The organism is Alloalcanivorax sp. C16-1 (assembly GCF_046507805.1).
Taxonomy (GTDB): Bacteria; Pseudomonadota; Gammaproteobacteria; order Pseudomonadales; family Alcanivoracaceae; genus Alloalcanivorax.
This window is the reverse complement of the sequence record NZ_JBKFTK010000004.1, coordinates 102860-125368: the sequence shown is the minus strand read 5'-3', so window position 1 is coordinate 125368 and position 22509 is coordinate 102860. Positions and strand designations below refer to the sequence as shown.

The window sequence follows — 22509 nt, the reverse complement described above, 5'->3', positions numbered from 1 at the left end:
CTCTAGCCTCCGGCGTCCAGCGTCCTGGCCAGCGCCCACACCCGTACTTCCTCGGCGCCGGCCTCGCGCAGCGCGTGGGCGGCGGCGCGCGCGCTGGCGCCGGTGGTGATCACGTCGTCCACCAGCAGCACCCGCCGTCCCCGGCTGGCGGGCAGCGCCAGGAAGGCGTGGCGCAGGCTGCGCACCCGCCAGGCCCGGCTGCGGCCCTGCTGGGGCCGGGTGGCCCGCCGGCGCCGCAGCAGCGGCACCATGGGCCTGTGCCAATGGGGCGCCAGCGCCGTCGCCAGCCGCTCCGCCTGATCGAAACCGCGCAGCCAGCGGCGCCGCCAATGGGCGGGCAGCGGGCACAGCAGATCCGCCTCCGGCCAGGGCAACGGTGCCGCCTTGGCCAGCGCTTCCAGGGCGCGCTCCACCGGCAGGCGTCCGTGGTGTTTGTAGGCATTGATCAGCCGGTCCAGGGGGAAGCGGTAGGCCCAGGCGCAATAGCCGGCGCTGAAGCCCGGCGGCTGGCGCAGGCAGCGCCCGCACAGATCGCCGGGCGCCAACCCCGGCGCCGGCAGGGCGCAGCGGCAAAGCGGGCCGTCCAGGGCGCAGTGAAGGTCCAGTTCCCGGCGGCAATGCCGGCACAGCCCGGTGTCGTCTGGCCGGGCGCAGAGCACGCAGCGGCCACGCAGTACTTCGCGGTGGGTCTGGTTAAAAAACATCCATCCGTAAACCTTTGAAAGGGTTCTCAAGTTGACAGGTCCCGGCGGCCTGCTAGGCTTTGGGCAACCGTTCGGAGAGACCATCATGCCTGTAGCCGCCGCCACGCCCCGTAAGCCATCCGCCATCAATGCCGTACGCCATGACTGGCATCGGGGTGAGATCGAAGCCCTGTTCACCTTGCCCTTCAACGATCTGCTGTTCCGTGCCGCCCAGGTACACCGGGAGCATTTCGACCCCAACGCGGTGCAGGTGAGCACCCTGCTGTCGATCAAGACCGGCGCCTGCCCGGAAGACTGCAAGTACTGCTCCCAGTCCGGGCACTACAACACCGAGCTGGAAAAAGAGAAGCTGCTGGAAGTGGCGCGGGTGGTGGAAGAAGCCCGCGCCGCCCGCGAAAAGGGCGCCTCGCGCTTCTGCATGGGCGCCGCCTGGCGCAGCCCGCGCGCCAAGGACATGCCCTATGTGCTGGACATGGTGCGCCAGGTAAAGGCGCTGGGCATGGAAACCTGCATGACCCTGGGCATGCTCGACGAGGGCCAGGCGAAGGATCTGGCCGAGGCCGGCCTGGACTACTACAACCACAACCTGGATACCTCGCCGGAGTACTACGGCCAGGTGATCACCACCCGCACCTACGGCGACCGCCTCACCACCCTGGCCAATGTGCGCGACGCCGGCATGAAGGTGTGCTGCGGTGGCATCGTCGGCATGGGCGAGAACCGGGACGACCGGGTGGGCCTGCTGCAGCAGCTCGCCAATCTGCCGCACCACCCGGAATCCGTGCCCATCAATATGCTGGTCAAGATCGAGGGCACGCCGCTGGCGGAGGTGGACGATCTGGACCCGTTCGAGTTCGTGCGCACCGTGGCGGTGGCCCGCATTCTGATGCCGGAATCCTATGTGCGGCTGTCCGCCGGCCGCCAGGAGATGAACGATGAGGCCCAGGCCCTGTGCTTCCTGGCCGGCGCCAACTCAATTTTCTACGGCGAGCGTCTGCTGACCACCGACAACCCGGAAGCCAACCACGACAAGCAGCTGTTCGAGCGCCTCGGCATCCATCCGCTGGACCCGCGCCACGAGGCCTCCGACGAGGCCCACGAGGAGGCCCTGCGCCAGCAGGTGGCCGAGCAGGAAGCGGCGGACAACGGCCTCTACCGGGATGCCATGGCCTACCAAGCCGACGGCAAGCGCGCCGCCAAGCACGTGCTCGACAAGGACACCGGCCGCCCGGCCCAGCGGCCGGTGGACGCCTGACCCGGAGCGCTCCGTTGGGCTTTGATCTCAAGGCGCGTCTGGACGAACGGCGCGCCCGGCAGCGTTATCGCCGCCCCCAGGTGATGGACGCCCCCAGCGGCCGCACCACCCGGGTGGACGGTCGCGAGGTGCTGAATTTCTGTTCCAACGATTATCTCGGGCTGGCCAATGACGCCCAGGTGATCGCCGCCTTCCGCGACGCCGCTCTGCGCTGGGGCGTGGGCAGCGGCGCTTCTCACCTGGTGTGCGGCCATCAGCGTCCGCACCAGGACCTGGAAGAGGCGCTGGCCGATTACACCGGCCGCCAGCGGGCGCTGCTGTTCTCCACCGGCTACATGGCCAATCTGGGCGCGCTCACCGCGCTGGTGGGCCCCGGCGATGCCGTGTTTCAGGACCGCCTCAACCACGCTTCGCTGCTCGACGCCGGCCAGCTCAGCGGCGCCCGTTCCCGGCGCTTCGCCCACAACGACGCCGAGGCTCTGGCCGGGCAACTGGCGCGCAGCCCGGCGCCGCGCAAGCTGGTGGTCACCGACGGCGTGTTCAGCATGGACGGTGACCAGGCGCCCCTGGCCGACTATCTGCACGCCTGCGAGGCCGAGGACGCCTGGCTGATGGTGGACGACGCCCATGGCCTGGGCGTGCTCGATGGCGAGGGCCGGGGCACCCTGTTCGCCCAGGGCGTCAATGACCGGGTGCCGGTGTACATGGGCACCCTGGGCAAGGCCCTGGGCACCGCCGGCGCCTTCGTGGCCGGCTCCGAGGCGCTGATCGAGACACTCACTCAGTTCGCCCGTACCTACGTCTACACCACCGCCATGCCGGCGGCGGTGGCCGCCGCCACCCTGGTGAGTCTGGAGAAGGCGCGCCGGGAAGGCTGGCGGCGGGACAAGCTGGGGGCGCTGATCGCCCGCTTCCGGCGCGGCGCCGCCGCGCTCGGCTATGAGCTGATGGCCTCGGACACCCCGATCCAGCCGATTCGGGTCGGCGGCGACGGCGAGGCCCTGGCGCTGAGCCGGGCGCTGGCGGAGCGGGGCCTGCGCGTCACCGCCATCCGCCCGCCCACGGTGCCGGAAGGCCAGGCGCGCCTGCGGGTGACCCTGTCCGCCGCCCACGAAGAGGCGGACGTGGATGTTCTGCTGAACGCTCTGGAGGCCGCCAAGTGCCCAAGCTGATGCCCTTTCACAACACCTACCGATGCACCGGCCGGGCCGATAAGGACGCCGGCGACATCGTGCTGCTGCACGGCTGGGGCCTGCACGCCATCGTCTTCGACGACATCGTGCCGGCGCTGCTGGAGCACTTCCGGGTCACGGTGATCGACCTGCCGGGCATGGGTCAGAGCCCGCTGCCCAACGACGACTACACCCTGGATTTCCTGGCCGAGCAGGTGGCGGCGGTGATGCCCGAGCGGGCCCATCTGCTGGGCTGGTCCCTGGGCGGCCTGGTGGCCCTGCGCCTCGGCCTGACCCGGCCGGAGCGGGTGCAATCCATCGTCACCGTGGCCACCACGCCGCGCTTCACCGCCACCGACGACTGGCCGGCGGCGATGAAGCCGGACATCCTCGATGCCTTCGAGCAGATGTGCCGGGAGGACTACGAAGGCACCCTGGTGCGTTTTCTCGCGCTCAACTGCAAGGGCGCCGAGTCCATGCGCCAGGACGTGGCCCGCCTCAAGGAGATTCTGTATTTCTGTGGCTTGCCGGCCCACCGTGCCCTGCGCGAAGGGCTGGCGATCCTGCGCGACACCGACCTGCGCGGCGACCTGGCGCGGCTGGAGCCGCCGCTGCGCATGATCTTCGGCGAGCGCGACCACATCGTGCCGGCGGCGGCGATGGCCGCCGTCGAGCCGCTGCTCAACGGGCGCGGCGATACGGCACTGATCGAGCAGGTCGCCCATGTGCCGTTCCTGTCCGCCCCCGACACCTTCAACCGGGCCGTCCATGACTTCCATCGCCAGCACCGCTTCCTGGATGAATAAGCAGGCGGTGGGCGAGCGTTTCGGGCGCGCCGCCGCCAGCTACGACGCCCACGCCGGCCTGCAGCTGGCCTGCGCCCGCAGTTTGCTGGAGATGGCGCCGGCGGAGCTGGTGGGCGAGCGCGCCCTGGACCTGGGCTGCGCCACCGCGCCCCTGGCCCGCGCCCAGCAGGCGCGCTGGCCCGCCAGCCGCTGGCTGGGGGTGGACCTGTCGCCGGCCATGCTCGGCGAGGCGGTGGCGCGGGGCCGTGTCGGGCCGCGCTTCCGGCCCCTGTGCGCGGACGCGGAGCGCCTGCCCCTGGCGGACGCCGGCCAGGCGCTGGTGTTCTCCAGCTTCGCCCTGCAATGGTGTCTGCCGGAGCGGGTGGGCGCGGAACTGGCGCGGGTACTGATGCCCGGCGGGTCGCTGCTGCTGGCGGTGCCGCTGGCCGGCTCCCTGCACGAAATGACCGAGAGCTGGGCGGCGGCGGACCGCCGCCCGCACGTCAATCGCCTGCCGGCGGAGGACCACTGGCGGCGTGCCCTGGGCGGCGCCGGCCTGGCGCTTCAGCAGGTCCAGCGTCTCGCCTTCACCGAACATTACCCGGATGTGAAAAGCCTGGTGCGTGCCTTCAAGGCCACCGGCGTGGACCATATCCAGGGCGGCGCCACCGGCCTCACCGGCAAAGGCGCCTGGCGCGCCATGAGCGACGCCTACGAAACGCGCCGGCAACCGGCGGGCCTGCCACTCACCTGGCAGGTACTGTTCGTGCACGCCCTGCGCCGACCCGGGTTCAAGGAGACCCCCGCATGAGTGACCGTCCACCCCTGCCCGTGCTCAAGGGCGTGTTCTTTATCACCGGCACCGATACCGAGGTGGGCAAGACCTGGGTCAGTTGCCGGCTGCTGGAGCGGGCCCGGGATGCGGGCCTGCGCTGCTATGGCCTGAAGCCGGTGGCCGCCGGCTGCGAGCGCACCGCCGCAGGCCCGCGCAACGAGGACGCGCTCAACCTGATGGCGGCCTCCTCGGTGGCGTTGCCCTACGAGGTGGTGAACCCGGTGGCCCTGGACGCGGCCATCGCGCCGCACATCGCCGCCCAGCGGGAAAACCGCCGTATCACCCTGGCCCAGCTGGCCGGCTACGTGCGCGGCGCCCTCAACAGCCACCCGGCGGACCTGGTGCTGGTGGAGGGCGCCGGCGGCTGGCGGGTGCCGCTCAATGATCGGGAAATGCTGTCCGGCCTGGCGGTGGAGTTGAACCTGCCGGTGATCCAGGTGGTGGGCATGAAGCTCGGCTGCATCAACCACGCACTGCTCACCGCCGAGGCGATCCAGGCCGACGGGTTGCACTACACGGGGACGGTGGCCAATTGCTTCGGCGAGATGGACGTGCGGGAAGAGAATCTGCTGACGCTGCGGCAGCATCTGCCGGGGGCGTTTACGGTGGTTTGAGCGGCGCCACCGGGCCCGCCGGACGCTGTAGGAGCGGCTTCAGCCGCGATTGGGCTTGCTCGCGGCTGAAGCCGCTCCTACAGGGAGGGGCATCGGACCTTAGACGTTGGCGTTGAGCGTATAGGTGCCGGTGACGCTGGCGCGGTCGAGAATGTGGCCTTCCATGGCCTTCATCACGTCGCCGCCACGGAAGTCGCCGTCCAGGCCCAGGCTGGGCACGTCCAGGGCGTAGACGGTGAAGGTGTAGTGGTGCAGGCGCTCGTCGTTCCAGGGCGGGCAGGGACCGTCGTAGCCGCCGTAGACGCCTTTCATGTCCGGGTCGCCGGCCATGAAGTCGGTGTAATCGTTGGCGCCGCGCACGCCTTTTTTCACCCGGCCGGTGCTCTTGCCGCGCGGCGTCACGCCGTCGGAGTCCTCGCCCTCGGCGATCTCGCGCACCTCGGCGGGGATGTCCACCAGCAGCCAGTGGTAGAAATCCACCCGGGGCATTTCCTCCGCCAGGGTTTTGCCTTCCTGGTTGACGTTGCTGGCGTCGGACGGCACGTCCGGGTCCACCACCACCACGGCGAAGCCGCGGGTGCCGTCCGGCACGCCGTCCCACGCCACCCGGGGGTTGCGGTTGTCGCTCAGGGCCATGTGGTCCTGGGCGTGGGGTACCGCGAACGCGAACTGGCCGGGAATCGGTTGGCCTTCGGAAATGCCTTCCACGGTGATACGCATGGTGTCCTCCTGAATCGGTGATTGAATCCTAAAGAATGCCGGCGTCGAGGCCGGCGGCCATGTACAGCCCCAGCTCCTCCACCTGATCGACGAACGTCTCCTGCCAGTCGCCCCGGCAGATCAGCGGGTCCCGGGCCCAGTTCCAGCGCAGGCCGGTGGCGATGGACTCCACCGCCCGGCGGGTGCCGGTGCCGTCCTGGCCAGCGCGCACGTACAACGCGCAGGGCAGGCCCTGCTGGTGGTCGATCACGGCGTAGTAGCTGCGGTCGAAGAAGTCCTTCAGGGCGCCGCTCATGTAGCCCAGATTTTCAGTGGTGCCGAGCAGAATGCCGTGGCAGCCCAGCACGTCCTCCGGGCCAGCCTCCAGGGGCGGCTTCCACACCGCCTCCACCGCCTCGATGTCGTCATGGCGGGCGCCGCGCAGCGCCGCCTCCGCCAGACGGCGGGTGTTGGGGGAGGGGGCATGGGCGACGATCAGCAAACGCTTCATGGGTTCAGGGTAGCAGGGGGAATGAGGAAAGGGGCAAGTTAAAAGTTGAAAGTTAAAAGGGCGGCGACTTTCAACTTTCAACTCAATCTATGTACGTCAACGGCAACGCCGAGGTGTCGATCACCCGCCGCATCACGAAACTGGAACGCACCCCGCTGACGCCTTCGATGCGGGTGATCTTGTTGAGCAGAAACTGCTGGTACTGGTCGATGTCCGGCACCACCACCTTGAGCAGATAATCCGCCTCCTGGCCGGTGACCAGATAGCACTGCTGCACCTGCGGGTACTCGGCCACCGTGGCCTCGAAGTTGGCGAAGCGCTCCGGGGTGTGGCGGTCCATGCTGATCTGAATCATGGCGGTCAGGTCCAGCCCCAGCCGGCGCGGGTCCAGCACCGTTTCCCGGCGCAGGATGACGCCGGCCTCCTCCAGCTTCTGCACCCGCCGCGAACAGGGCGAGGGCGACAGGCCGACCTGCTCCGCCAACTGCTGGTTGGTGAGGCCGCCGTCGCGCTGCAGGGCGTCGAGAATACGCACGTCGGTGCGGTCGAGTTTCGCGAGTTTTTTCTCCATGGCGCAACGAATCCCCGATATGGAGTTGATGTAAGGTGGAATGTTGCTGACGGTGGCGAAATAAGAGGAAAAAAGCAAGCACATTGTCGGTGCGGGCTCCTAGACTGGTTCCTGTGCCGCGAGACGATCACAAGTCGCCTCGCGGTCGGTCGGGTTCCCGCCTTACCGGGCGGGAACCGGGACCGATTTTCCGGCGCCACGCCGCGCCACCCCGGTGATCCCGGAAGCGGCTCAACGCCAGGCCAACCCGGCAAACGACATAAACTGGAGCAACCCATGAGTTTCGATCATCGCAAGTACGCGCCTTTCCCCACCATCGATAAACCGGACCGCCAGTGGCCGTCCAAGCGCATCGAGAAAGCCCCCCTATGGGCGGCGGTGGACCTGCGCGACGGCAACCAGGCGCTGATCAAGCCCATGTCGGTGGCTCAGAAGAAACGCTTCTTCAAGCTGCTGGTGGAGCTCGGTTACAAGGAAATCGAAGTCGGTTTCCCGTCCGCCAGCCAGATCGACTACGACTTCTGCCGCGCCCTCATCGAGGAAGACCTGGTGCCCGACGACGTGCACATCCAGGTGCTCAGCCAGGCCCGCCAGGAGTTGATCGAGCGCACCTTCGAGTCCCTCAAGGGCGCAAAAAAAGCCGTGGTGCACATCTACAACGCCACCTCGCCCACCTTCCGCGAGCAGGTGTTCAACGTGGACAAGGAGGGCTGCAAGGCGATCGCCGTGAAGTCCGCCGAGTGGGTCCGTGACGCCGCCGCCAAACAGCCCGACACCGAATGGTCGTTCCAGTATTCCCCGGAGACCTTCAGTGCCACCGAGACCGATTTCGCCATCGAGGTGATCGACGCGGTCAACGAAGTGTGGCGTCCGGACCAGGGCCAGCGGGTGATCATCAACCTGCCGGCCACGGTGGAAGTGAGCACGCCGAACGTGTTCGCCGACCAGGTGGAGCTGGTGCACGAGAACATTCGCTACCGTGAGCACGTGCTGATCAGCGTGCACACCCACGACGACCGGGGCTGTGGCGTGGCCGCCGCGGAGCTGGCGGTGATGGCCGGCGCCGACCGGGTGGAAGGCACCCTGCTCGGCAACGGTGAGCGCACCGGCAATATGGATCTGGTGACCGCCGGCATGAACCTGTATGCCCAGGGCATCGACCCGGAAATCGACTTCTCGCGCATGAAGGAAATCCGTGCGCTGGTGGAAGAGATCACCGAGATCGATACCCACCCGCGCCATCCCTACGCGGGGGATCTGGTGTTCACCGCCTTCTCCGGCAGCCACCAGGACGCGATCCGCAAATGCCTGGCGCGCTACAAGCCCGGTGATGTGTGGCGGGTGGCCTACCTGCCCATCGACCCGCACGATCTGGGCCGCCGCTACGAGGAGGTGGTGCGCATCAACTCCCAGTCCGGCAAGGGCGGCGTGGCCCACGTGCTGGAGCGCGACTTCGGCATCAGCCTGCCGCGCTGGTTGCAGCAGGAGCTGGCCATGGTGGTGCAGCAGGACGCCGAGGAAGACGGCGGCGAGATCACCGGTGAGCGGATTCACCGCCGCTTCAACGGCGATTACCTGAACGTGCCGGCCGGCTGGATGCTGCGCTCCTACGACCTGCACCGGGCCGACGATGGCGTGCGGGCCCGTATCAGCATCGGCGATGAGGCCGGCGCCACGGTGGAGATCGAAGGTCGCGGCGAAGGCGCCATGGGCGCCCTGGTGGACGCACTCAACCGCCGCCACGGCTGGCAGATCCGGGTGGAGGCGTTCGACGAGTACTCCCTGGGCGACAACACCGAGGCCAACGCCATGGCCTGTGTGCGGGTGCAGGTGGGTGAGCAGGTGCAGAGCGCGGTGGCCCTGGCCGCCGACACCACCGCCGCCGCGTTGCAGGCGATCCTGTCCGCCGCCGGCCGGGTGGCGGCCTCCGAAGCCGAACAGCCGGCCCGCGCCCGGGCCTGACCGGAACGGCCCCCGGGCCACGAAAAAGCCCGCCCTTCGAAAGAGGGGCGGGCTTTTTTTGTCCATCGCGCTTTGGCGGGAAATCTATACGGTAGGTCTCCATCCGGGACGCGGATCTGTGTGGGGGCCTTCCGGGAACGCCGCGAGTACGTCCCTGTAGGCTCCCTGTCAAACGTCCTGTTTGACAGGGTCCCGGAAGGCCCCCACACAGCTCCGCTTCGAGGTAGCGGAACCGTTACGGGTTCCAACAACGATGAACCGGGGTGGTGGAGGGGGCGGCTCCGTAGAGCTCATCTTTGAGCTGGCAGGCGCCGATTTTCGCTCCGCTAAACGCCTGAAGCGACCGTGGCGCCGAGGATCACTGCACAGCGGCTCAGGGCGCGACGCCCTTCCGGGACCCTTGAGAACAGGACGTTCGAAAGGGAGCCTACAGGGACGTACTTGCGGCGTTCCCGGAAGGGCGTCGCGCCCTGAGTCGCGCCCCGGCTGGAGCGGGACTTCCCGCCAAAGCGCTATGAACCTTTGTATGTGCCGGTGAATCAGCCACGATCAGGCAGAAACACTTCCAACACCCGGTTCAGGCGCCGGCGGGCGTCGTCGAACAGGGGCGGGTGCGCCAGCATCTCCGCCTCGCTCTGCACCCAGGGTCCGCCGTCGCGCAATTCGTCGGCGCATTCGTCGCACAGGGCGCGCACGTTGTCCGGCGCCAGTTCCAGGTGAAACTGCAGCCCCAGCACCCGCTCGCCGTAACGGAACGCCTGGTTCTCGCAGCCCCAGCTGCGCGCCAGATGGACGGCCCCGTCCGGGATCGCGAAGGTATCGCCGTGCCAGTGCAACACCGGAACGCCATCGTCGAACACGGCGCCGATCGGGTCGGCGCGCCCGGCCTCGGTGCTCTGCACCGGGAACCAGCCGATTTCCCGTTGCGGGTTACGGGTCACCGGGGCGCCCAGCACCCGGGCGATGATCTGCGCGCCCAGGCACACGCCCAGTATCCTGTGGTCCCGCTCCAGGCAGGCGGCGATCAGCCGTTTCTCGCCGTCCAGCCAGGGGTAGCGGTGTTCGTCGTCGGCGCCCATCGGGCCGCCCATCACGATCAAGGCGTCGAACTGGTCCGGGGCCGGCAGCGGGTCACCGTGATAAAGCCGCGACCCGCTGACCGTGTGGCCCTGGCGTTCCAGCCAGCCGGCCATGGTTCCCAGCTTTTCGAATGGCACATGGGACAGATAGTGGACGCGCATAGGGGGCTTCCCGGGGCAGGCTTAATACAGGTATTCCGCCCGCAGCACCGCCAGCAGGCCGTCCTCGCCGTCGTAGAGGTTGAGGCGTTGACCTTCCACCTGGAAGCGCTGGGTGCGATTCAGCACGGCCATGAACGCCTCGGCCACGTTGTCGCTGGCGCAGGCCATTTCCGTGCTGGTCAGATTCTCCAGAGTAAGCCGCTGCCCCTCGCTTTGGTAGCGCCCGCTGAGGGTGTTGCAGCCGGTGTTGCCTTTCACTTCACCTTGCTGGCCGTGGAACACCAGATGGGCCTGGCGGTTCTGGCCCTCCGGCGCCGGCACCGGGCGGCCTTCCACCTGCAGCAGCTTCCAGTAGGTATCGGCCAGGTCGGCGTTGGCGCTGGCCGGGCTCAGCGGCAGTGTCACCGGGCGCTGGCCGTTATCCAGCACGCGCAGGGGCGCGGGCATGGCGAACAGGGTGGCGCCGTCGGCGAGCACCCGGGCGTCCAGACCGTAGCGGTGGTCGGCGGCCACCCGGCTCTGGTCGAAATAGAGCCGGAACGGCTGGGCCAGGTCGCCCTCCAGGGCCAGGCGGGTCAGGCGCTGGGCCAGCGGCGCGCTGTCGCCGCCGGACAGGTCGCGCAGGGTCAGCACCACCACGCCGGTGTCCGGGATGGCGGCGTCCTCCGGCAGAATCAGCCGCCCTTCCACGGTGCCGATGTCGGTGGCGTCGCGGCGGTATTCGCCGGCGAACGGGGAATCGCCCTCCAGGGTCAGGGTCGGGTTGTCCAGGGCCGCGGTCAGGGTCTGGTCGACGATCAGGCCGCCGTCCTCCAGATAGTGCAGGGCCAGTTCACCCTGGTCGGTCTTTTCCCAGCGCAGGCCACGGCGGGGCCCGCCATTGACCAGATACAGCTGGCCATCGTCCTCCAGCACCAGGGCGTTCAGGTCGCTGTCGCCGGCCGGGCGCCAGATGCCGGCCAGACCTTCGCGGACCTGGGTGGCGGGGGCCTCGGCGGGGACTTCCGCCGATTGCTCCGGGGAAGAGGGGGGCGAGGCCGGGTCGTCGCAGGCGCTGAGCAAAAACACAAGGGGGACGAGCAACCGGAACGGTCTCATACGGGGGTCTCCAGAATTTCACAGGGCCACGGAACACAGAGTCCCGCGCGCCCGACAAGTTCAAGGCGAGGGGATACGCACCAGCGGCAGCTGCTCCTGGATCCAGAGCGTGCGTTGCTGCACGTAGTCGGTGGTACCGCGCACGTCGTAATAGCTGGGGCGGGGCAGCAGCACCGCCATCTGCGCCGCCTGGGCCGGTGACAGCTGGTCGGCGTCGACGCCGAAATAGTGCCGCGCGGCGGCCTGGGCGCCGAACACCCGGTTGCCCCACTGGGCGGTGTTCAGATACAGCTCCAGGATGCGCTGCTTGGACAGGGACAGCTCCAGCATCACCGCGATCAGGGCTTCCTGAATCTTGCGGGTATAGGTTTTTTCCGAGCTCAGGAACAGGTTCTTGGCCAGTTGCTGGGTGATGGTGGAGCCGCCGGCTACCGGCCGCCCCGCTTCCTCGTTGCGCTCCATGGCATGGCGGATGCCGCGCCAGTCGAAGCCGGAGTGCTCCACGAAGCGGGCGTCCTCGGAGATCAGCACCGCGCGCTTCAGGTCGTCGGCGATGTGCTCGTAATCGCGCCATTGGTAGCTCACCTGACCATGGGCGCGGGCGCGCTCCATGAAGGCGGTGTCCTTCGGGTTCTGGCCGCGCAGTTGCAGCACCAGACCCAGGTACCAGAGCTGGGACGCCAGGGCGGCGATCACCAGCAAGCCCAGTACGGAAAGAAAAAATCGCTTCATGCGGCGGATCGTATCCTGCTTCTCGGAGTACCGATTCTCTCCAAAACCGGCGCCCTTGTCAGGTGGGCGTGGCCATTGTCTCGCCCAGAGCCTCGATGGCGTCACGGTTGTTGACGAACAGATTGGCTTCGCCGAACCGTTCCAGCAGGCCGGTGTGCGCCATTACGTCGCGCACTTGCTTCTTCACGCCGGAGAAGGCCAGCCGCACGCCCCGGTCGTGCAGGTCGGCCTGCAGCCGCTCCAGGGTATCGGCGCCGGTGGCGTCCATGGCGTTCATGGCGGAGGCGCAGATCAGCACCACCCGCAGCTCCGGCTCGTCGCGCAGCCGTTCACGGATAAAGCGGTCCAGCAGCGGCGCGGTCAGGTAGGTGAGCGAGGCGTCCAGGCGCAGCGCCAGCACCCCCGGCGCGATCGGCGGCAGGTTGTGCAGGCGCCGGTCGCGCAGGGTGCCGGCGGCGTGCAGGCCCAGCTCGATCAGGCGCGGATGGGCGCGGCGATAGAGGAAGAACAGCATCGCCAGCACGAAGCCGGTGAACACGCCCCAGTGCAGGTAGGGCACCGACACCAGGGTGACCACGAAGGTGGCGATGCCCACCACGCCGTCGTCCACCGACGCCCGCCACAGCCGCACGAAGGCGGACGGGCTGATCAGATTGAACACCGGCACCATGATGATGGCGGCCAGGATGGCGCGGGGCAGATGTTGCAGATAGCCGGTCAGGAACAGCAGGCAGAGCACCGTGCAGACCGCCGCGAACAGCGCCGACCAGCCGCTGGTGGCGCCCACGTAGCGGTTCAGGGCGGTGCGCGAGAACGAGCCGCTGACCGGGAAGGCGCCGCTCAGGCCACTGGCCACCTTGGCCAGGCCCTGGCCCACCAGCTCCTGGTTCTGATCCCACAGGCGGCCGTCCGGCGAGGGCAGGGAGCGGGCGCTGGACATGGCTTCGGTGAAGCTGATCAGGGCGATGATCAGCGCCGCCGGCAGCAGCGCCCGGTGCTGTTCCAGGGTCAGGGCATCGGGCCATTGCAGCAGTGGCAGGCCGGCGGGCACCTGGCCGGCCACCGCGCCGCCGAGGGCGGCGTAGCCCAGGGTGGCGCTGATCGCGATGCCGAGCACGCACACCACCAGCACCCCGGGCAGCTTCGGCCACAGCCGCCGCTGGACGAACAGCAGCAGCATGGCGCCGGGGCCGAACGCCAGGGTCCACAGCCAGGTCAGGTCCGGGTGGGCGAGATGGTGGGTCAGCGAGTCCAGGGCCGCGCCCCAGCCGCCGCCGTCCAGGCCCAGCAGTGCCGGTAGCTGGGACACCAGAATGATCAGGGCGGCGGCGTTGAGAAAGCCGGTGATCACCGCGTTGGAAACGAAATTGGCGATCAGGCCCAGGCGCAGGGCGCCGAGCAAGAACTGGATCAGCCCGGCATAGATCGCCAGCCAGATCGCCAGCGTCACCCATTCGCCGCTCTCCGGCGTGGCCATGGGGCTCAGCGCCGCGAAGGTCAGCAGGCTGGTCAGGGCCACCGGCCCCACCGCCAGCAGTGGCGAGGAACCCCACAGAATTCCCACCACGCTGGGCAGCAGGGCGGCATACAGCCCGGTGACCGGCGGCATGCCGGCCAGGGTGGCGTAGGCCAGCGCCTGGGGAATCAGTACCAGGCCCACGGTGACGCCGGCGAACAGATCCTGGCGCAGGGCACGGCGAGTGGGACGGGGCCAGCTCAAAAACGGCAGCAGGCGCGTCCAGAAGGTCATCGGTTACTCCGGCGAATCAACCACGATGGCGCCCGTTCCCCCAGGGACAGGGGCACGGCGCGGGAAGGGTAAAGAAAGTGGTTATATGTTAATGCCAAAGCGTTATCGTCGCCAGGGGCGGGACGGTGGCCGTCCCGGATCGGAGGATCGCTAGGCCCCGGTGCCCGCCCAGAAACGCTGGTGCAGGGCCGCCGCTTCGTCCTCCAGCAGCGGGCCGATCACCTCCACCGGCCGCTGGCCGGCGTCGAACACCCGCCGGCAGGGCAGGTCCAGGGTGGGGTTTTCCGGGTGGTCGCCGGTGAGCGCCTTCAGACGCTTCTCGGACAGGCCGTAGACCACCCGGCCGACGCCGGTCCAGTAGACCGCGCCGGCGCACATGGCACAGGGTTCCGCCGAGGTGTACATGGTGCAGCCGGCGAGAAAGTCCGGCCCCCAGGTGGTGGAGGCGCGGGTCATCAGCACCCGTTCGGCGTGGCCGGTCATGTCATGGTCCGGCAGAAAGGCGTTTTTCTGCTCCATCAGCACCTGGCCGTCCGGCCCCACCAGCAGGGCGCCGAACGGGTGGCCGCCGTCTTCCATGGCCTGTCGGGCCACCTGGAAGGTCAGGCGCAGGTAATGTTCGTGGTTCATCCTATTGCTCCGTTTTCGGCAGGCTCCAGGGGAACAGCAGCCGCTGCGTCAGCGCCACCAGCTGGAACAGCGCCAGGCTCAGGCTGACCAGCACCACCAGGGCGGCGAACGCCTGGGGCACCTTGAAGAAGGAGGTGGAAAAGGCGATGAAAAACCCCAGGCCGTTTTCCGCCGCCACGAACTCCGCCACCACCGCGCCGATGATCGCCAGCGTTACCGAGATGCGCAGCGCCGAGAAAATGTAAGGCACCGCGAACGGCAGCTGGATGTCGCGCACCGCCCGCAGGCGGCCGGCGCCCAGCGAGCGGGACAGCTCCATCATCGCCGGCGGCGTGGCCAGCAGGCCGGTGACCGTGGACACCACGATCGGGAAGAAGGTGATCAGAAAGGTGATCACCACCCGGGGCGCGTCGCCGGCGCCCAGCACCACCACGATGATCGGCGCCACCGCCACGATCGGCGTGGACTGGATGATCACCAGTTGCGGGTACAGCGCCCGCGACAGCAGCCGGCTGTTGGCCAGGGCCACCGCCAGCGGGATGCCGATCAACACCGCCAGGGCGTAGCCCTGCAGGCTGACCCTCAGGGTCGCCCAGGTGTGGTCCAGCCAACTGCTCAGCGGCACCTGGAAGGCGCTCTGCACGATGGCGCTGGGGGTCGGCAGCAGATAGGAAGGCACCGTCAGCAGCCGGCAGGCCACCTCCCAGATCACCAGCAGGACCAGGGCGGCCAGCAGCGGCGCGGCCCGGTCCAGGGCGCTCAGCAGCATCCGGCGCCGGTCAGGCCAGCGCCCCGGGCCGGAAGACCTGGGCGCGGATGTGGTTGGCGAGGTCATGGAAGCGCGGCTCCGACAGCGTTTGCATCGAACGTGGCCGGGCCAGGCCCACGTCGATGATTTCCCGCACCCGGCCGGGTCGCGCCGACATCACCAGGATGCGGTCGGCGAGCAGCAGGGCCTCGGGGATCGAATGGGTGATGAACAGCACCGTCTTGGGCCGCTCGGCCCAGATGCGCAGCAGCTCGAAGCTCATCTCGTCGCGGGTCAGGGCGTCCAGCGCCGAGAACGGTTCGTCCATCAGCAGAATGTCCGGGTCGTGCAGCAGCGCCCGGGCGATGCCCACCCGCTGCTGCATGCCGCCGGACAGTTCGTCCGGGCGTTTGTGGGCGAAGTCGCGCAGCCCGACCATCTCCAGCAACTCATCGGCGCGGGCCTTCTCGGCGGCGCTGACCCGGCCGTGTTTGTGCTTCATGGGGAAGGTCACGTTGTCGCGCACCTTGAGCCAGGGCAGCAGGGTGGGCTGCTGGAACACGATGCCCACTTCCTCCCGGGGGCCGGTGACCGGCAGGCCATAGATTTCCGCCTGGCCGTCGGTGGGCCGCACCAGCCCGGCGATGATCCGCAGCAGGGTGGATTTGCCGCAGCCGGACGGGCCGATCACCGCCACGAACTCGTGGCGGCGCAGGGTGAAGCTGACGTCGTCCAGGGCGGTGACGCGGCTGCCGTCGGAGGAGGTGAACACCTGGCCGACCCGGTCGAAACGGATCGCCGGGCGTTCGCCGCCGGGCTCCATGCGGGTGGTCATCGGCTTACTCCGGAATGAACTCGCGGGTCACCGCGTGTTCCGGATCCAGCGCGTCCTCCGGCAGGTCCTGGGCCTTGGCCACCCAGGTCCAGGTCTCCTTGAGCAGTGCCGGCTCAAAGGCGCCCAGGCCGTCCTGCTTGGCGATGTCGGTATTGATCAGTTGCGTGGAGACGGCGAATTCCTCGGCGGCGATGTCCGCGTCGATGTCCGGCACCATGGCCTTGAGGGCGGCGCCGGCCTTGGCGGGATCGGCCATGGCCATCTCCAGGGCCTGCTTGTAGACCGCCACGAATTTCTTCACCAGCGCCGGGTTCTCCTTGATCAGGCGGTCGGAAGCGAACATGGACAGGCCGTAACCGTTGAAGCCGTATTCCGACCAGGGCAGCACCTTGACGCCCTTGCCGGCGTCCTGGGCCAGGGCCTCGAAGGCGGGCAGCTTGGTGATCCAGTTGATGGTGCCGTCCACCCGGCCGGTGGCGAACATGGGGCCCATGGCGCCCGGGTCCACCTTGAGCACCTTGACCGCGTCCGGGGCCATGCCGTTGGCTTCCAGCACCAGCGGCCAGGTCACGTTGGAGGCCGAGAAAGTGGCGGTGGCCAGGGTTTTGCCCTTCAGGTCCTTGAGGCTGTCGATGCCGGCGCCCTCGGCGACGAACACCGCGTCCGGCTGCTTGGTGTAGATCGACATCACCGCGGTCACCGGCACCTCGGCGCCGGCCTTGGCCTGCATCAGCGCCGACAGGCCGCCGGAGCCCATGTCGCCGGCGCCGGTGCCGAGCTTGGTGACCACGTCGCTGGATCCGCGACCGGTCATGATCTCCACCTCGATGCCGGCGTCCTCGAACAGCCCTTCCTGCACGCCCAGATAGATCACCGCCTTGTCGCCGGCGGGCAGCCAGTCGTTGAGCCAGCGGATTTTATCGGCGGCCTGGGCGGTGGCCGCCAGGGTGCTTACCCCCAAGGCAAACAGAATGGATCGCAGGGCACGAGCCTTCATAGCGTCACTCCTCGATAGTGATGGTGGTCAGAGCCTGTTGGCAAAACCTGTATATCGAGTTGTATGCAATGGCCGTGCCGTTTCAGGCCGCTGTCAGCCGGTCCCCGCCGGGGGCTGGAAAAAGTCCGCAAGTACTTCCGCCAGCGCCGCCGGCGCGGCCACCTGGGGCGCGTGGCCGGTGTCCAGGGACACCACCCGGGCACCGGGCACCAGGGCTTGCATGCGGCGCTGGGCGGCGGGCACCACCGAGCGGTCGCGCAGGGCCTCCACGTACAGGCGCGGCACCCGGCCGAACCGTTCGGCGCTCCACACCGGCACCGCCGCGCGGGCCTTTTCCGGTTGCGGGGTGAGGCGCCCGGCGGCGTGCCGCGCGGCGGCCTCGGGCAGGTCCTGGAAGAAGAAGCGCCGGGCGGCGTCCGGCGGCACCCGGCTGGCACTGCGTGCCTCGTTCCAGAGCAGGTGCGGCACGATGCCGGCGGCGGCCGGATCGTCGGCCTTGAGGGGGGCGGTGAGGTCGGCGAAGCCGGTGCCGGAGGGCAGCATCATGCCGGCCACGAAGGCCACGCCGGCGATCCGCTCCGGCGCCCGTTCCGCCACCCGCGTGGCGGTGACGCCGCCGCCGGAATGGGCCACCAGCCCCACCGGGCCGGGCAGGGTGTCGAGCAGCGCCAGCACGGTGCGCTCGTAATCGTCGAGGCCGGCGTCCTGGTCGCCGTGGGCGCCGTGGCCGTTGCCCGGCAACTCCACCGCATGGGGCCGGAAGCCGGCCTGGCGCAGTGGCGCCAGCAGATCGTCCCAGACCCAGGCGGCGGCCCAGGCACCGTGGATCAGAATCAGGTCGCGGGCGGCAAGATCAGGCGGATGCATAGGTCCGCCGATACATTTCGATGATGTGCTGCTCCACCGTCACCGGCGGGTACTTGGGCTGTTCGCCTTGCGCCAGGCAACCGGGCAGGCAGCGCACCTCATGGTCCGGGTTGCCGGAATAGAAGAACGGCACCGAGTAGCGCTCCCGGCCGGAAATATTCACCACCCGATGCACCGTGGAGCGATAACGGTCGTTGGTCCAGCGGGCGATCATGTCGCCCAGGTTGACCACGTAGGTGCCGGGGATCGGATCGGCGTGCAGCCAGCCGCCGCCGGCCTCGTCCCAAACCTGCAGACCGGCGTTCTCGTCCTGCAGCAGCAGCGTGATGCCGCCGAAGTCGGTGTGCGCGCCACAGCCCTTTTCGTTGGGCGCCGGATTGGCCGGCTGCGGCGGGTAGTGCAGCAGGCGGACGATGGCCTGGGGCTCCACGCAGAAGTCCGCGAAGAAGTCCTCCTCCAGGTCCAGGGACAGGGCCAGGCCGGCCATGATCCGCTCACTGAGAGCGCTCATGGCCCGGTAGTAGGCTTCCATGGCCGGGCGGAAGTCCGGCACCTCGCCGGGCCATTGGTTGGCGCCGTGGTTGAACTTGCCGGCGCGCACCTTGGGGTCGTCCGGGCCGCGCTCCTCGCCGATGTAATAGCTCTCCTTCAGGTCCGGCGGGGCACCGGCTTCCAGGGTCTGGCCGCGCAACGGGTCGTAGCCCCGGTTGGCCGGGGAGTGCGCCATGTCCACCCGACGCTTGTGGTCCATGGGCAGGCTGAAGAACGCCCGGGACGCTTCGAACACGCGGGCCTGCAGGGCCGGGTCTATGCCGTGTTCGCGGATGTAGAAGAAGCCCTTGTCGGTGCAGGCGGCGCGCAGCGCCAGGCCCACGGCCCGCCGCTCTTCGGCGTGCGGCGAGCGCAGCCCGGAGATGTCGATGATCGGCAGGGCGTCCTGGCCGACCCGGAGGGCGTCGAAATCGGTGCTCATGGATTGTCTCCCGGGGTGGGCCGGCGCCCTCAGGCGCCGATCAATTGCCGTGACAGGCGGTTGTGGTTTTCCACCAGGCGGGGCAGGTCGACGGTGGCCAGTTGCCCCCGGTCCACCACCTTGCGGCCGTTGATAAAGCTGTAGCTGACCCGGCGCGGCGCCGAGAACAGCAGGGACGCCAGCGGGTCGATCTGGCCGCCGGCATAGGCGATGTCGTTCAGGTCGAAGGCGATCAGGTCGGCGCAATAGCCCGGCGCCAGCCGGCCGATGGCGTGGTCCCGGCCGAGCACCCGGGCGCCGCCCCGGGTGGCCAGCCACAGTGCTTCGCGGGCGCTCATGGCGGTGGGGTCCTCATGGCGCACCCGGGCCACCAGCATCGCCTGGCGGGCTTCGCCGAGCAGGTCGTTGCCGTCGTTGGAGGCGGTGCCGTCCACGCCCAGGCCCACCTTGACGCCGTGGTCGAGCATTTTGCGGATCGGCGCGATGCCGGAAGCCAGGCGCATGTTGGAGCAGGGGCAATGGGCCACGCCGGTGCCGGTGCGGCCGAACAGGTCGATACCGTGGTCGTCCAGGTGCACGCAGTGGGCGTGCCAGACGTCCTCGCCGACCCAGCCGGTGTGCTCGGCGAACTGCGCCGGGGTCATGCCGTAGCGCTCCTGGCTGAAGGCCAGGTCCTTGCTGTTCTCGGCGGTGTGGGTGTGCATCAGCACGCCCAGGTCGCGGGCCAGCAGGGCGCTTTGCCGCATCAGGTCGGGGGTTACCGTGAACGGCGACGAGGGGCCCAGGGCCACCTGGATCATGGCGTCGTCGGCGCGCTGATGGTGGGTCTCCACCACCCGCTGCATTTCCTTGAGCACCGCGTCCTCGTCCTGCTCCACCACCTGATCCGGCGGCAGGCCACCCTGGCTCTGGCCCAGGGTGATCGCCCCGCGCACGCCGTGGTAGCGCAGCCCCACCGCGTGGGCCGCCTCCAGGTTGTCTTCCAGGCGCGAGCCGTTGACGTACAGATAGGCGTGGTCCGCCGCCGTGGTGCAGCCGGACAGCACCAGCTCCGCCATGGAGGTGGTGGCCGAGGCGGTCATCATTTCCGGGGTGATGTTGCCCCACACCGGAAACAGGGCGCTGAGCCAGTCGAACAGCTCCGCGTTCTGCGCCGCCGGCAGTGCCCGGGTGAGCGACTGGAACATATGATGGTGGGTGTTCACTAACCCGGGAATCACCACATGGCCGCGCAGATCGATCACCTCATCGGCGCTGTGCGGCAGATCCGCGGTGGCGCCCACGGCGCTGATGCGGTTGTCGGTAATCAGCACGGCGCCGTCGGCGATCTCACCGTGGTCGTCGTCCAGGGTGGCGACCAGGGTGGCGTTCTTCAGCAGCAGGGTGCGGGGCATGCGTGGCTCCTTGGGGTGCAGGGATCGGACTGTATACAGAAATCGGGATCACTGACGACAAGCAGGAGCCGTGCCGGAATCAGGAAGGGGGGCGCAGAATACTGGCCAGGTCGATGGGACGACTGTCGTCGTTGAGGTCGAGCAGATTCTCCAGCGCCAGCAAGTGGTCGTGGGCCAGGGCCGCCGCCGCCTGACCGTCGCCCTTGGCGATCAGCGTCGCCAGCCGGCCGTGGTCGTCGCCCAGAAAACAGGCGGTGATGCCGGGGGATTTGTACAGGGCAATGACGATGGAGGTGCGCAAAACCAGGTCACGCATCATCCGCCCGAGCACCTGATTGGGGCAGTGCCGGGCCAGGAAACGATGCACTTCCATGGAGCAATGCACCCGGTCCTGATCGCGGCCGCTGTCGTGGGCGGCCTTCTCATCCTTCACCAGTTTGCGCAGTTCCTGCACCCGCGCCTTGCTCAGGGTGCCGGCGGTGAGGCGCATCACCTCGCTTTCCACCAGACGCCGGGCGGCGAAAATCTGGCGGGTTTCCTCCACGTCCGGGCGCGCCACCATGGCCATCTGGTTGGGGCGTTGTTCGATCACATGGTCGGAGGTCAGGCGGGTCAGCGCCTTGCGTACGATGGAGCGGCTCACGCCGAACATCTCGCTGAGCGCCACCTCCGGCAGCCGCGAGCCCGGCGGCAGCCGCTGGGTGAGCACCGCCTCGTAGATCGAATCGTAGATGGTCTGGTCACTGGCTTTGCGTGCTCCCCGGGCGGGAGCCAGGGTGGCGGCGGAGGGAAACTTGCCGGAGTCGGGAGCCGTGGCCATGAAAGGAAACCTCTGGGTCGAACCCGAAATGCGTCGAGCCCGAAATGTATACACCTTGCCCGGGCCGCGCAAGGCGGACGCCTTGCCGGCGGCCACCTGGCGGTACGTGAAAATAAGCGGCCCGTCAGGGCGCCGTCTGCTTCAGCCAGCGTTCCAGCAGCGCGCGCTCCTGGTCGGTGATGCCGGTAATGTTGCCCGGCGGCATGATGTGGGTGCGCACCGCCACCTGACCGATCTGCTGGCGGTGCTGGTGGATGGCGTCGTCGTCGTCCAGGCGGATGCCCTTGGGCGGCGCCGCGAAGCCACCGAAGGAGGGCCGGGCCGCGTGGCACACCGCGCAACGTTGCTCGATCACCGGGCGCACCTGGGCCAGCGGCACCGCCGGGCCGGCGCTGTCGCCGCCGTCTTTCCGGAACGCCACCGGCGCGGTGGCCGCCACGATCACCACCAGGCCGGCCAGGGCCAGCACCGGCAATGGCCAGTGACGGCCGGGCAGGTGGCGCACGTTGAAAAAGAGGCGGATGACGATGCCCACCAGCGCCAGCGCCACCAGGATCAGCCAGTTCCAGCTGCTGCCGTAGGTGCCGGGAAAATGGTTGCTGATCATGATGAACAGCACCGGCAGGGTCAGGTAATTGTTGTGCCGGGAGCGCAGCGCGCCGGCCCGGCCCCGGGCGCCGTCCGGGGCGCGACCGGCCTGCATGGCCGCCACCATGGCGCGCTGGCCGGGAATGATCACGAAGAACACGTTGGCCACCATGCAGGTGCCGATGGCGGCGCCCACATGGATGTAGGCGCCCCGCCCGCTGAACAGCTGGCTCAACCCCCAGGCCAGCAGCACCAGCAGCGCGAACAGCACGGTGGCCAGCGCCACCGGTTTGCGCCCCAGCGGTGAGCGGCAAAGGCCATCGTAGACCAGCCAGCTCGTCGCCAGGGTGGCCAGGCCGATCAGGCTGGCGGTGAGCGGTGACAGGTCGGCCACCGACGGGTCGATCAGGTTGGTGCGGGCGTTCAGATAATAGACCACCGCCAGCAGCAGGAAGCCGCTGATCCAGGTGTAGTAGGCCTCCCATTTGAACCAGTGCAGCCGCTCCGGCAACCGGGCCGGGGCCACCTGGAATTTCTGAAGATGGTAGAAGCCGCCGCCGTGGATCGCCCACAGGGTGCCTTCCACGCCCTGCGGCTTGTGGCCGTCGCGCTCCAGCTGATTTTCCAGCCAGTTGAAGTAGAACGAGGCGCCGATCCAGGCCACGCCCACGGTGATGTGCAGCCAGCGGATCAGCAGGTTCGCCCACTCATAGAGGTGCCCTTCCATG

23 protein-coding genes are annotated in these 22509 nt (G+C 68.7%); 6 read left to right on the top strand and 17 right to left on the bottom strand.

From position 1 onward, the window contains the following. Positions 1 to 2: 2 nt before the first annotated feature. The gene (locus ACLD0W_RS14370) at positions 3 to 704 is read right to left on the bottom strand and encodes a phosphoribosyltransferase family protein (protein ID WP_410308171.1); all 702 of its coding nucleotides are present in this window, start codon (positions 702 to 704) and stop codon (positions 3 to 5) included. Positions 705 to 789: 85 nt separating this feature from the next. Here ACLD0W_RS14370 and bioB point away from each other — a divergent pair, with 85 nt between their 5' ends. From bioB to bioD, 5 genes are read left to right on the top strand one after another with little or no spacing between them, the layout of a single operon-like run. Then, positions 790 to 1959, top strand: a complete 1170-nt coding sequence (gene bioB / locus ACLD0W_RS14365; protein ID WP_410308170.1) for a biotin synthase BioB — start codon at positions 790 to 792, stop codon at positions 1957 to 1959. Between the two features lie 14 nt (positions 1960 to 1973). Continuing rightward, positions 1974 to 3131, top strand: coding sequence for an 8-amino-7-oxononanoate synthase (bioF, locus tag ACLD0W_RS14360; protein ID WP_410308169.1), 1158 nt, complete (start codon positions 1974 to 1976; stop codon positions 3129 to 3131). Then, on the top strand, positions 3119 to 3937 hold the full coding sequence (bioH, locus tag ACLD0W_RS14355; RefSeq protein ID WP_410308168.1) for a pimeloyl-ACP methyl ester esterase BioH: 819 nt from the start codon (positions 3119 to 3121) through the stop codon (positions 3935 to 3937). The genes bioF and bioH overlap by 13 nt, the downstream gene beginning before the upstream one ends. Beyond that, positions 3900 to 4727 (top strand): methyltransferase domain-containing protein, encoded by an 828-nt coding sequence (locus ACLD0W_RS14350; RefSeq protein ID WP_410308167.1) that lies wholly within the window; start codon positions 3900 to 3902, stop codon positions 4725 to 4727. Before bioH ends, ACLD0W_RS14350 begins: the two co-directional genes overlap by 38 nt. Then, positions 4724 to 5365 (top strand): dethiobiotin synthase, encoded by a 642-nt coding sequence (gene bioD, locus ACLD0W_RS14345; RefSeq protein WP_410308166.1) that lies wholly within the window; start codon positions 4724 to 4726, stop codon positions 5363 to 5365. Before ACLD0W_RS14350 ends, bioD begins: the two co-directional genes overlap by 4 nt. 99 nt (positions 5366 to 5464) lie before the next feature. Here bioD and ACLD0W_RS14340 read toward each other — a convergent pair whose 3' ends face one another. From ACLD0W_RS14340 to ACLD0W_RS14330, 3 genes are all read right to left on the bottom strand, one after another. Then, a complete protein-coding gene (locus tag ACLD0W_RS14340) occupies positions 5465 to 6085 on the bottom strand; it encodes a YbhB/YbcL family Raf kinase inhibitor-like protein (protein ID WP_410308165.1) in 621 nt (206 codons plus the stop codon). Between the two features lie 28 nt (positions 6086 to 6113). After that, complete coding sequence (locus ACLD0W_RS14335; protein WP_410308164.1) at positions 6114 to 6575, bottom strand: flavodoxin family protein; 462 nt, start codon at positions 6573 to 6575, stop codon at positions 6114 to 6116. An 82-nt stretch (positions 6576 to 6657) separates the two neighbouring features. Next, positions 6658 to 7146 (bottom strand): Lrp/AsnC family transcriptional regulator, encoded by a 489-nt coding sequence (locus tag ACLD0W_RS14330; RefSeq protein WP_410308163.1) that lies wholly within the window; start codon positions 7144 to 7146, stop codon positions 6658 to 6660. Between the two features lie 276 nt (positions 7147 to 7422). Between ACLD0W_RS14330 and ACLD0W_RS14325 the strand changes: the two genes are divergently transcribed. Further along, positions 7423 to 9108, top strand: coding sequence for a 2-isopropylmalate synthase (locus tag ACLD0W_RS14325; protein WP_410308162.1), 1686 nt, complete (start codon positions 7423 to 7425; stop codon positions 9106 to 9108). 539 nt (positions 9109 to 9647) lie between these two features. Here the strand turns inward: ACLD0W_RS14325 and ACLD0W_RS14320 are convergent. From ACLD0W_RS14320 to ACLD0W_RS14260, 13 genes are all read right to left on the bottom strand, one after another. After that, the gene (locus ACLD0W_RS14320) at positions 9648 to 10349 is read right to left on the bottom strand and encodes a type 1 glutamine amidotransferase (RefSeq protein WP_410308161.1); all 702 of its coding nucleotides are present in this window, start codon (positions 10347 to 10349) and stop codon (positions 9648 to 9650) included. Between the two features lie 21 nt (positions 10350 to 10370). Further along, positions 10371 to 11432, bottom strand: coding sequence for an META domain-containing protein (locus ACLD0W_RS14315; protein ID WP_410308160.1), 1062 nt, complete (start codon positions 11430 to 11432; stop codon positions 10371 to 10373). 75 nt (positions 11433 to 11507) lie between these two features. Further along, positions 11508 to 12179 (bottom strand): monofunctional biosynthetic peptidoglycan transglycosylase, encoded by a 672-nt coding sequence (gene mtgA, locus ACLD0W_RS14310; protein WP_410308159.1) that lies wholly within the window; start codon positions 12177 to 12179, stop codon positions 11508 to 11510. Between the two features lie 58 nt (positions 12180 to 12237). After that, positions 12238 to 13929 (bottom strand): SulP family inorganic anion transporter, encoded by a 1692-nt coding sequence (locus tag ACLD0W_RS14305; RefSeq protein WP_410308158.1) that lies wholly within the window; start codon positions 13927 to 13929, stop codon positions 12238 to 12240. A 150-nt stretch (positions 13930 to 14079) separates the two neighbouring features. Next, positions 14080 to 14559, bottom strand: a complete 480-nt coding sequence (locus ACLD0W_RS14300) for a nucleoside deaminase (RefSeq protein WP_410308157.1) — start codon at positions 14557 to 14559, stop codon at positions 14080 to 14082. A 1-nt stretch (position 14560) separates the two neighbouring features. Next, on the bottom strand, positions 14561 to 15328 hold the full coding sequence (locus tag ACLD0W_RS14295; protein ID WP_410308156.1) for an ABC transporter permease: 768 nt from the start codon (positions 15326 to 15328) through the stop codon (positions 14561 to 14563). 10 nt (positions 15329 to 15338) lie between these two features. Beyond that, positions 15339 to 16142 (bottom strand): ABC transporter ATP-binding protein, encoded by an 804-nt coding sequence (locus ACLD0W_RS14290; RefSeq protein ID WP_410308155.1) that lies wholly within the window; start codon positions 16140 to 16142, stop codon positions 15339 to 15341. A 4-nt stretch (positions 16143 to 16146) separates the two neighbouring features. After that, positions 16147 to 17139 (bottom strand): ABC transporter substrate-binding protein, encoded by a 993-nt coding sequence (locus ACLD0W_RS14285; RefSeq protein WP_410308154.1) that lies wholly within the window; start codon positions 17137 to 17139, stop codon positions 16147 to 16149. A gap of 93 nt (positions 17140 to 17232) precedes the next feature. Further along, on the bottom strand, positions 17233 to 18006 hold the full coding sequence (locus tag ACLD0W_RS14280; RefSeq protein ID WP_410308153.1) for an alpha/beta fold hydrolase: 774 nt from the start codon (positions 18004 to 18006) through the stop codon (positions 17233 to 17235). Further along, positions 17993 to 18979, bottom strand: a complete 987-nt coding sequence (locus tag ACLD0W_RS14275; RefSeq protein WP_410308152.1) for an isopenicillin N synthase family dioxygenase — start codon at positions 18977 to 18979, stop codon at positions 17993 to 17995. The genes ACLD0W_RS14280 and ACLD0W_RS14275 overlap by 14 nt, the downstream gene beginning before the upstream one ends. A 29-nt stretch (positions 18980 to 19008) precedes the next feature. Further along, positions 19009 to 20373 (bottom strand): 8-oxoguanine deaminase, encoded by a 1365-nt coding sequence (locus ACLD0W_RS14270; protein WP_410308151.1) that lies wholly within the window; start codon positions 20371 to 20373, stop codon positions 19009 to 19011. Between the two features lie 79 nt (positions 20374 to 20452). Next, complete coding sequence (locus ACLD0W_RS14265) at positions 20453 to 21193, bottom strand: GntR family transcriptional regulator (protein WP_410308150.1); 741 nt, start codon at positions 21191 to 21193, stop codon at positions 20453 to 20455. A gap of 124 nt (positions 21194 to 21317) precedes the next feature. Next, complete coding sequence (locus ACLD0W_RS14260) at positions 21318 to 22508, bottom strand: urate hydroxylase PuuD (protein ID WP_410308149.1); 1191 nt, start codon at positions 22506 to 22508, stop codon at positions 21318 to 21320. Position 22509 lies beyond the last annotated feature (1 nt).

Coding starts and splice junctions, on each gene's coding strand:
- ACLD0W_RS14260 (WP_410308149.1), bottom strand. CDS start 22,508: ATGGAAGGGCACCTCTATGAGTGGGCGAACCTGCTGATCCGCTGGCTG.
- ACLD0W_RS14370 (WP_410308171.1), bottom strand. CDS start 704: ATGTTTTTTAACCAGACCCACCGCGAAGTACTGCGTGGCCGCTGCGTG.
- ACLD0W_RS14265 (WP_410308150.1), bottom strand. CDS start 21,193: ATGGCCACGGCTCCCGACTCCGGCAAGTTTCCCTCCGCCGCCACCCTG.
- bioD (WP_410308166.1), top strand. CDS start 4,724: ATGAGTGACCGTCCACCCCTGCCCGTGCTCAAGGGCGTGTTCTTTATC.
- ACLD0W_RS14340 (WP_410308165.1), bottom strand. CDS start 6,085: ATGCGTATCACCGTGGAAGGCATTTCCGAAGGCCAACCGATTCCCGGC.
- ACLD0W_RS14295 (WP_410308156.1), bottom strand. CDS start 15,328: ATGCTGCTGAGCGCCCTGGACCGGGCCGCGCCGCTGCTGGCCGCCCTG.
- ACLD0W_RS14290 (WP_410308155.1), bottom strand. CDS start 16,142: ATGACCACCCGCATGGAGCCCGGCGGCGAACGCCCGGCGATCCGTTTC.
- ACLD0W_RS14300 (WP_410308157.1), bottom strand. CDS start 14,559: ATGAACCACGAACATTACCTGCGCCTGACCTTCCAGGTGGCCCGACAG.
- bioB (WP_410308170.1), top strand. CDS start 790: ATGCCTGTAGCCGCCGCCACGCCCCGTAAGCCATCCGCCATCAATGCC.
- ACLD0W_RS14275 (WP_410308152.1), bottom strand. CDS start 18,979: ATGAGCACCGATTTCGACGCCCTCCGGGTCGGCCAGGACGCCCTGCCG.
- ACLD0W_RS14330 (WP_410308163.1), bottom strand. CDS start 7,146: ATGGAGAAAAAACTCGCGAAACTCGACCGCACCGACGTGCGTATTCTC.
- ACLD0W_RS14350 (WP_410308167.1), top strand. CDS start 3,900: ATGACTTCCATCGCCAGCACCGCTTCCTGGATGAATAAGCAGGCGGTG.
- ACLD0W_RS14325 (WP_410308162.1), top strand. CDS start 7,423: ATGAGTTTCGATCATCGCAAGTACGCGCCTTTCCCCACCATCGATAAA.
- ACLD0W_RS14270 (WP_410308151.1), bottom strand. CDS start 20,373: ATGCCCCGCACCCTGCTGCTGAAGAACGCCACCCTGGTCGCCACCCTG.
- mtgA (WP_410308159.1), bottom strand. CDS start 12,179: ATGAAGCGATTTTTTCTTTCCGTACTGGGCTTGCTGGTGATCGCCGCC.
- ACLD0W_RS14320 (WP_410308161.1), bottom strand. CDS start 10,349: ATGCGCGTCCACTATCTGTCCCATGTGCCATTCGAAAAGCTGGGAACC.
- ACLD0W_RS14285 (WP_410308154.1), bottom strand. CDS start 17,139: ATGAAGGCTCGTGCCCTGCGATCCATTCTGTTTGCCTTGGGGGTAAGC.
- ACLD0W_RS14280 (WP_410308153.1), bottom strand. CDS start 18,006: ATGCATCCGCCTGATCTTGCCGCCCGCGACCTGATTCTGATCCACGGT.
- ACLD0W_RS14335 (WP_410308164.1), bottom strand. CDS start 6,575: ATGAAGCGTTTGCTGATCGTCGCCCATGCCCCCTCCCCCAACACCCGC.
- ACLD0W_RS14305 (WP_410308158.1), bottom strand. CDS start 13,929: ATGACCTTCTGGACGCGCCTGCTGCCGTTTTTGAGCTGGCCCCGTCCC.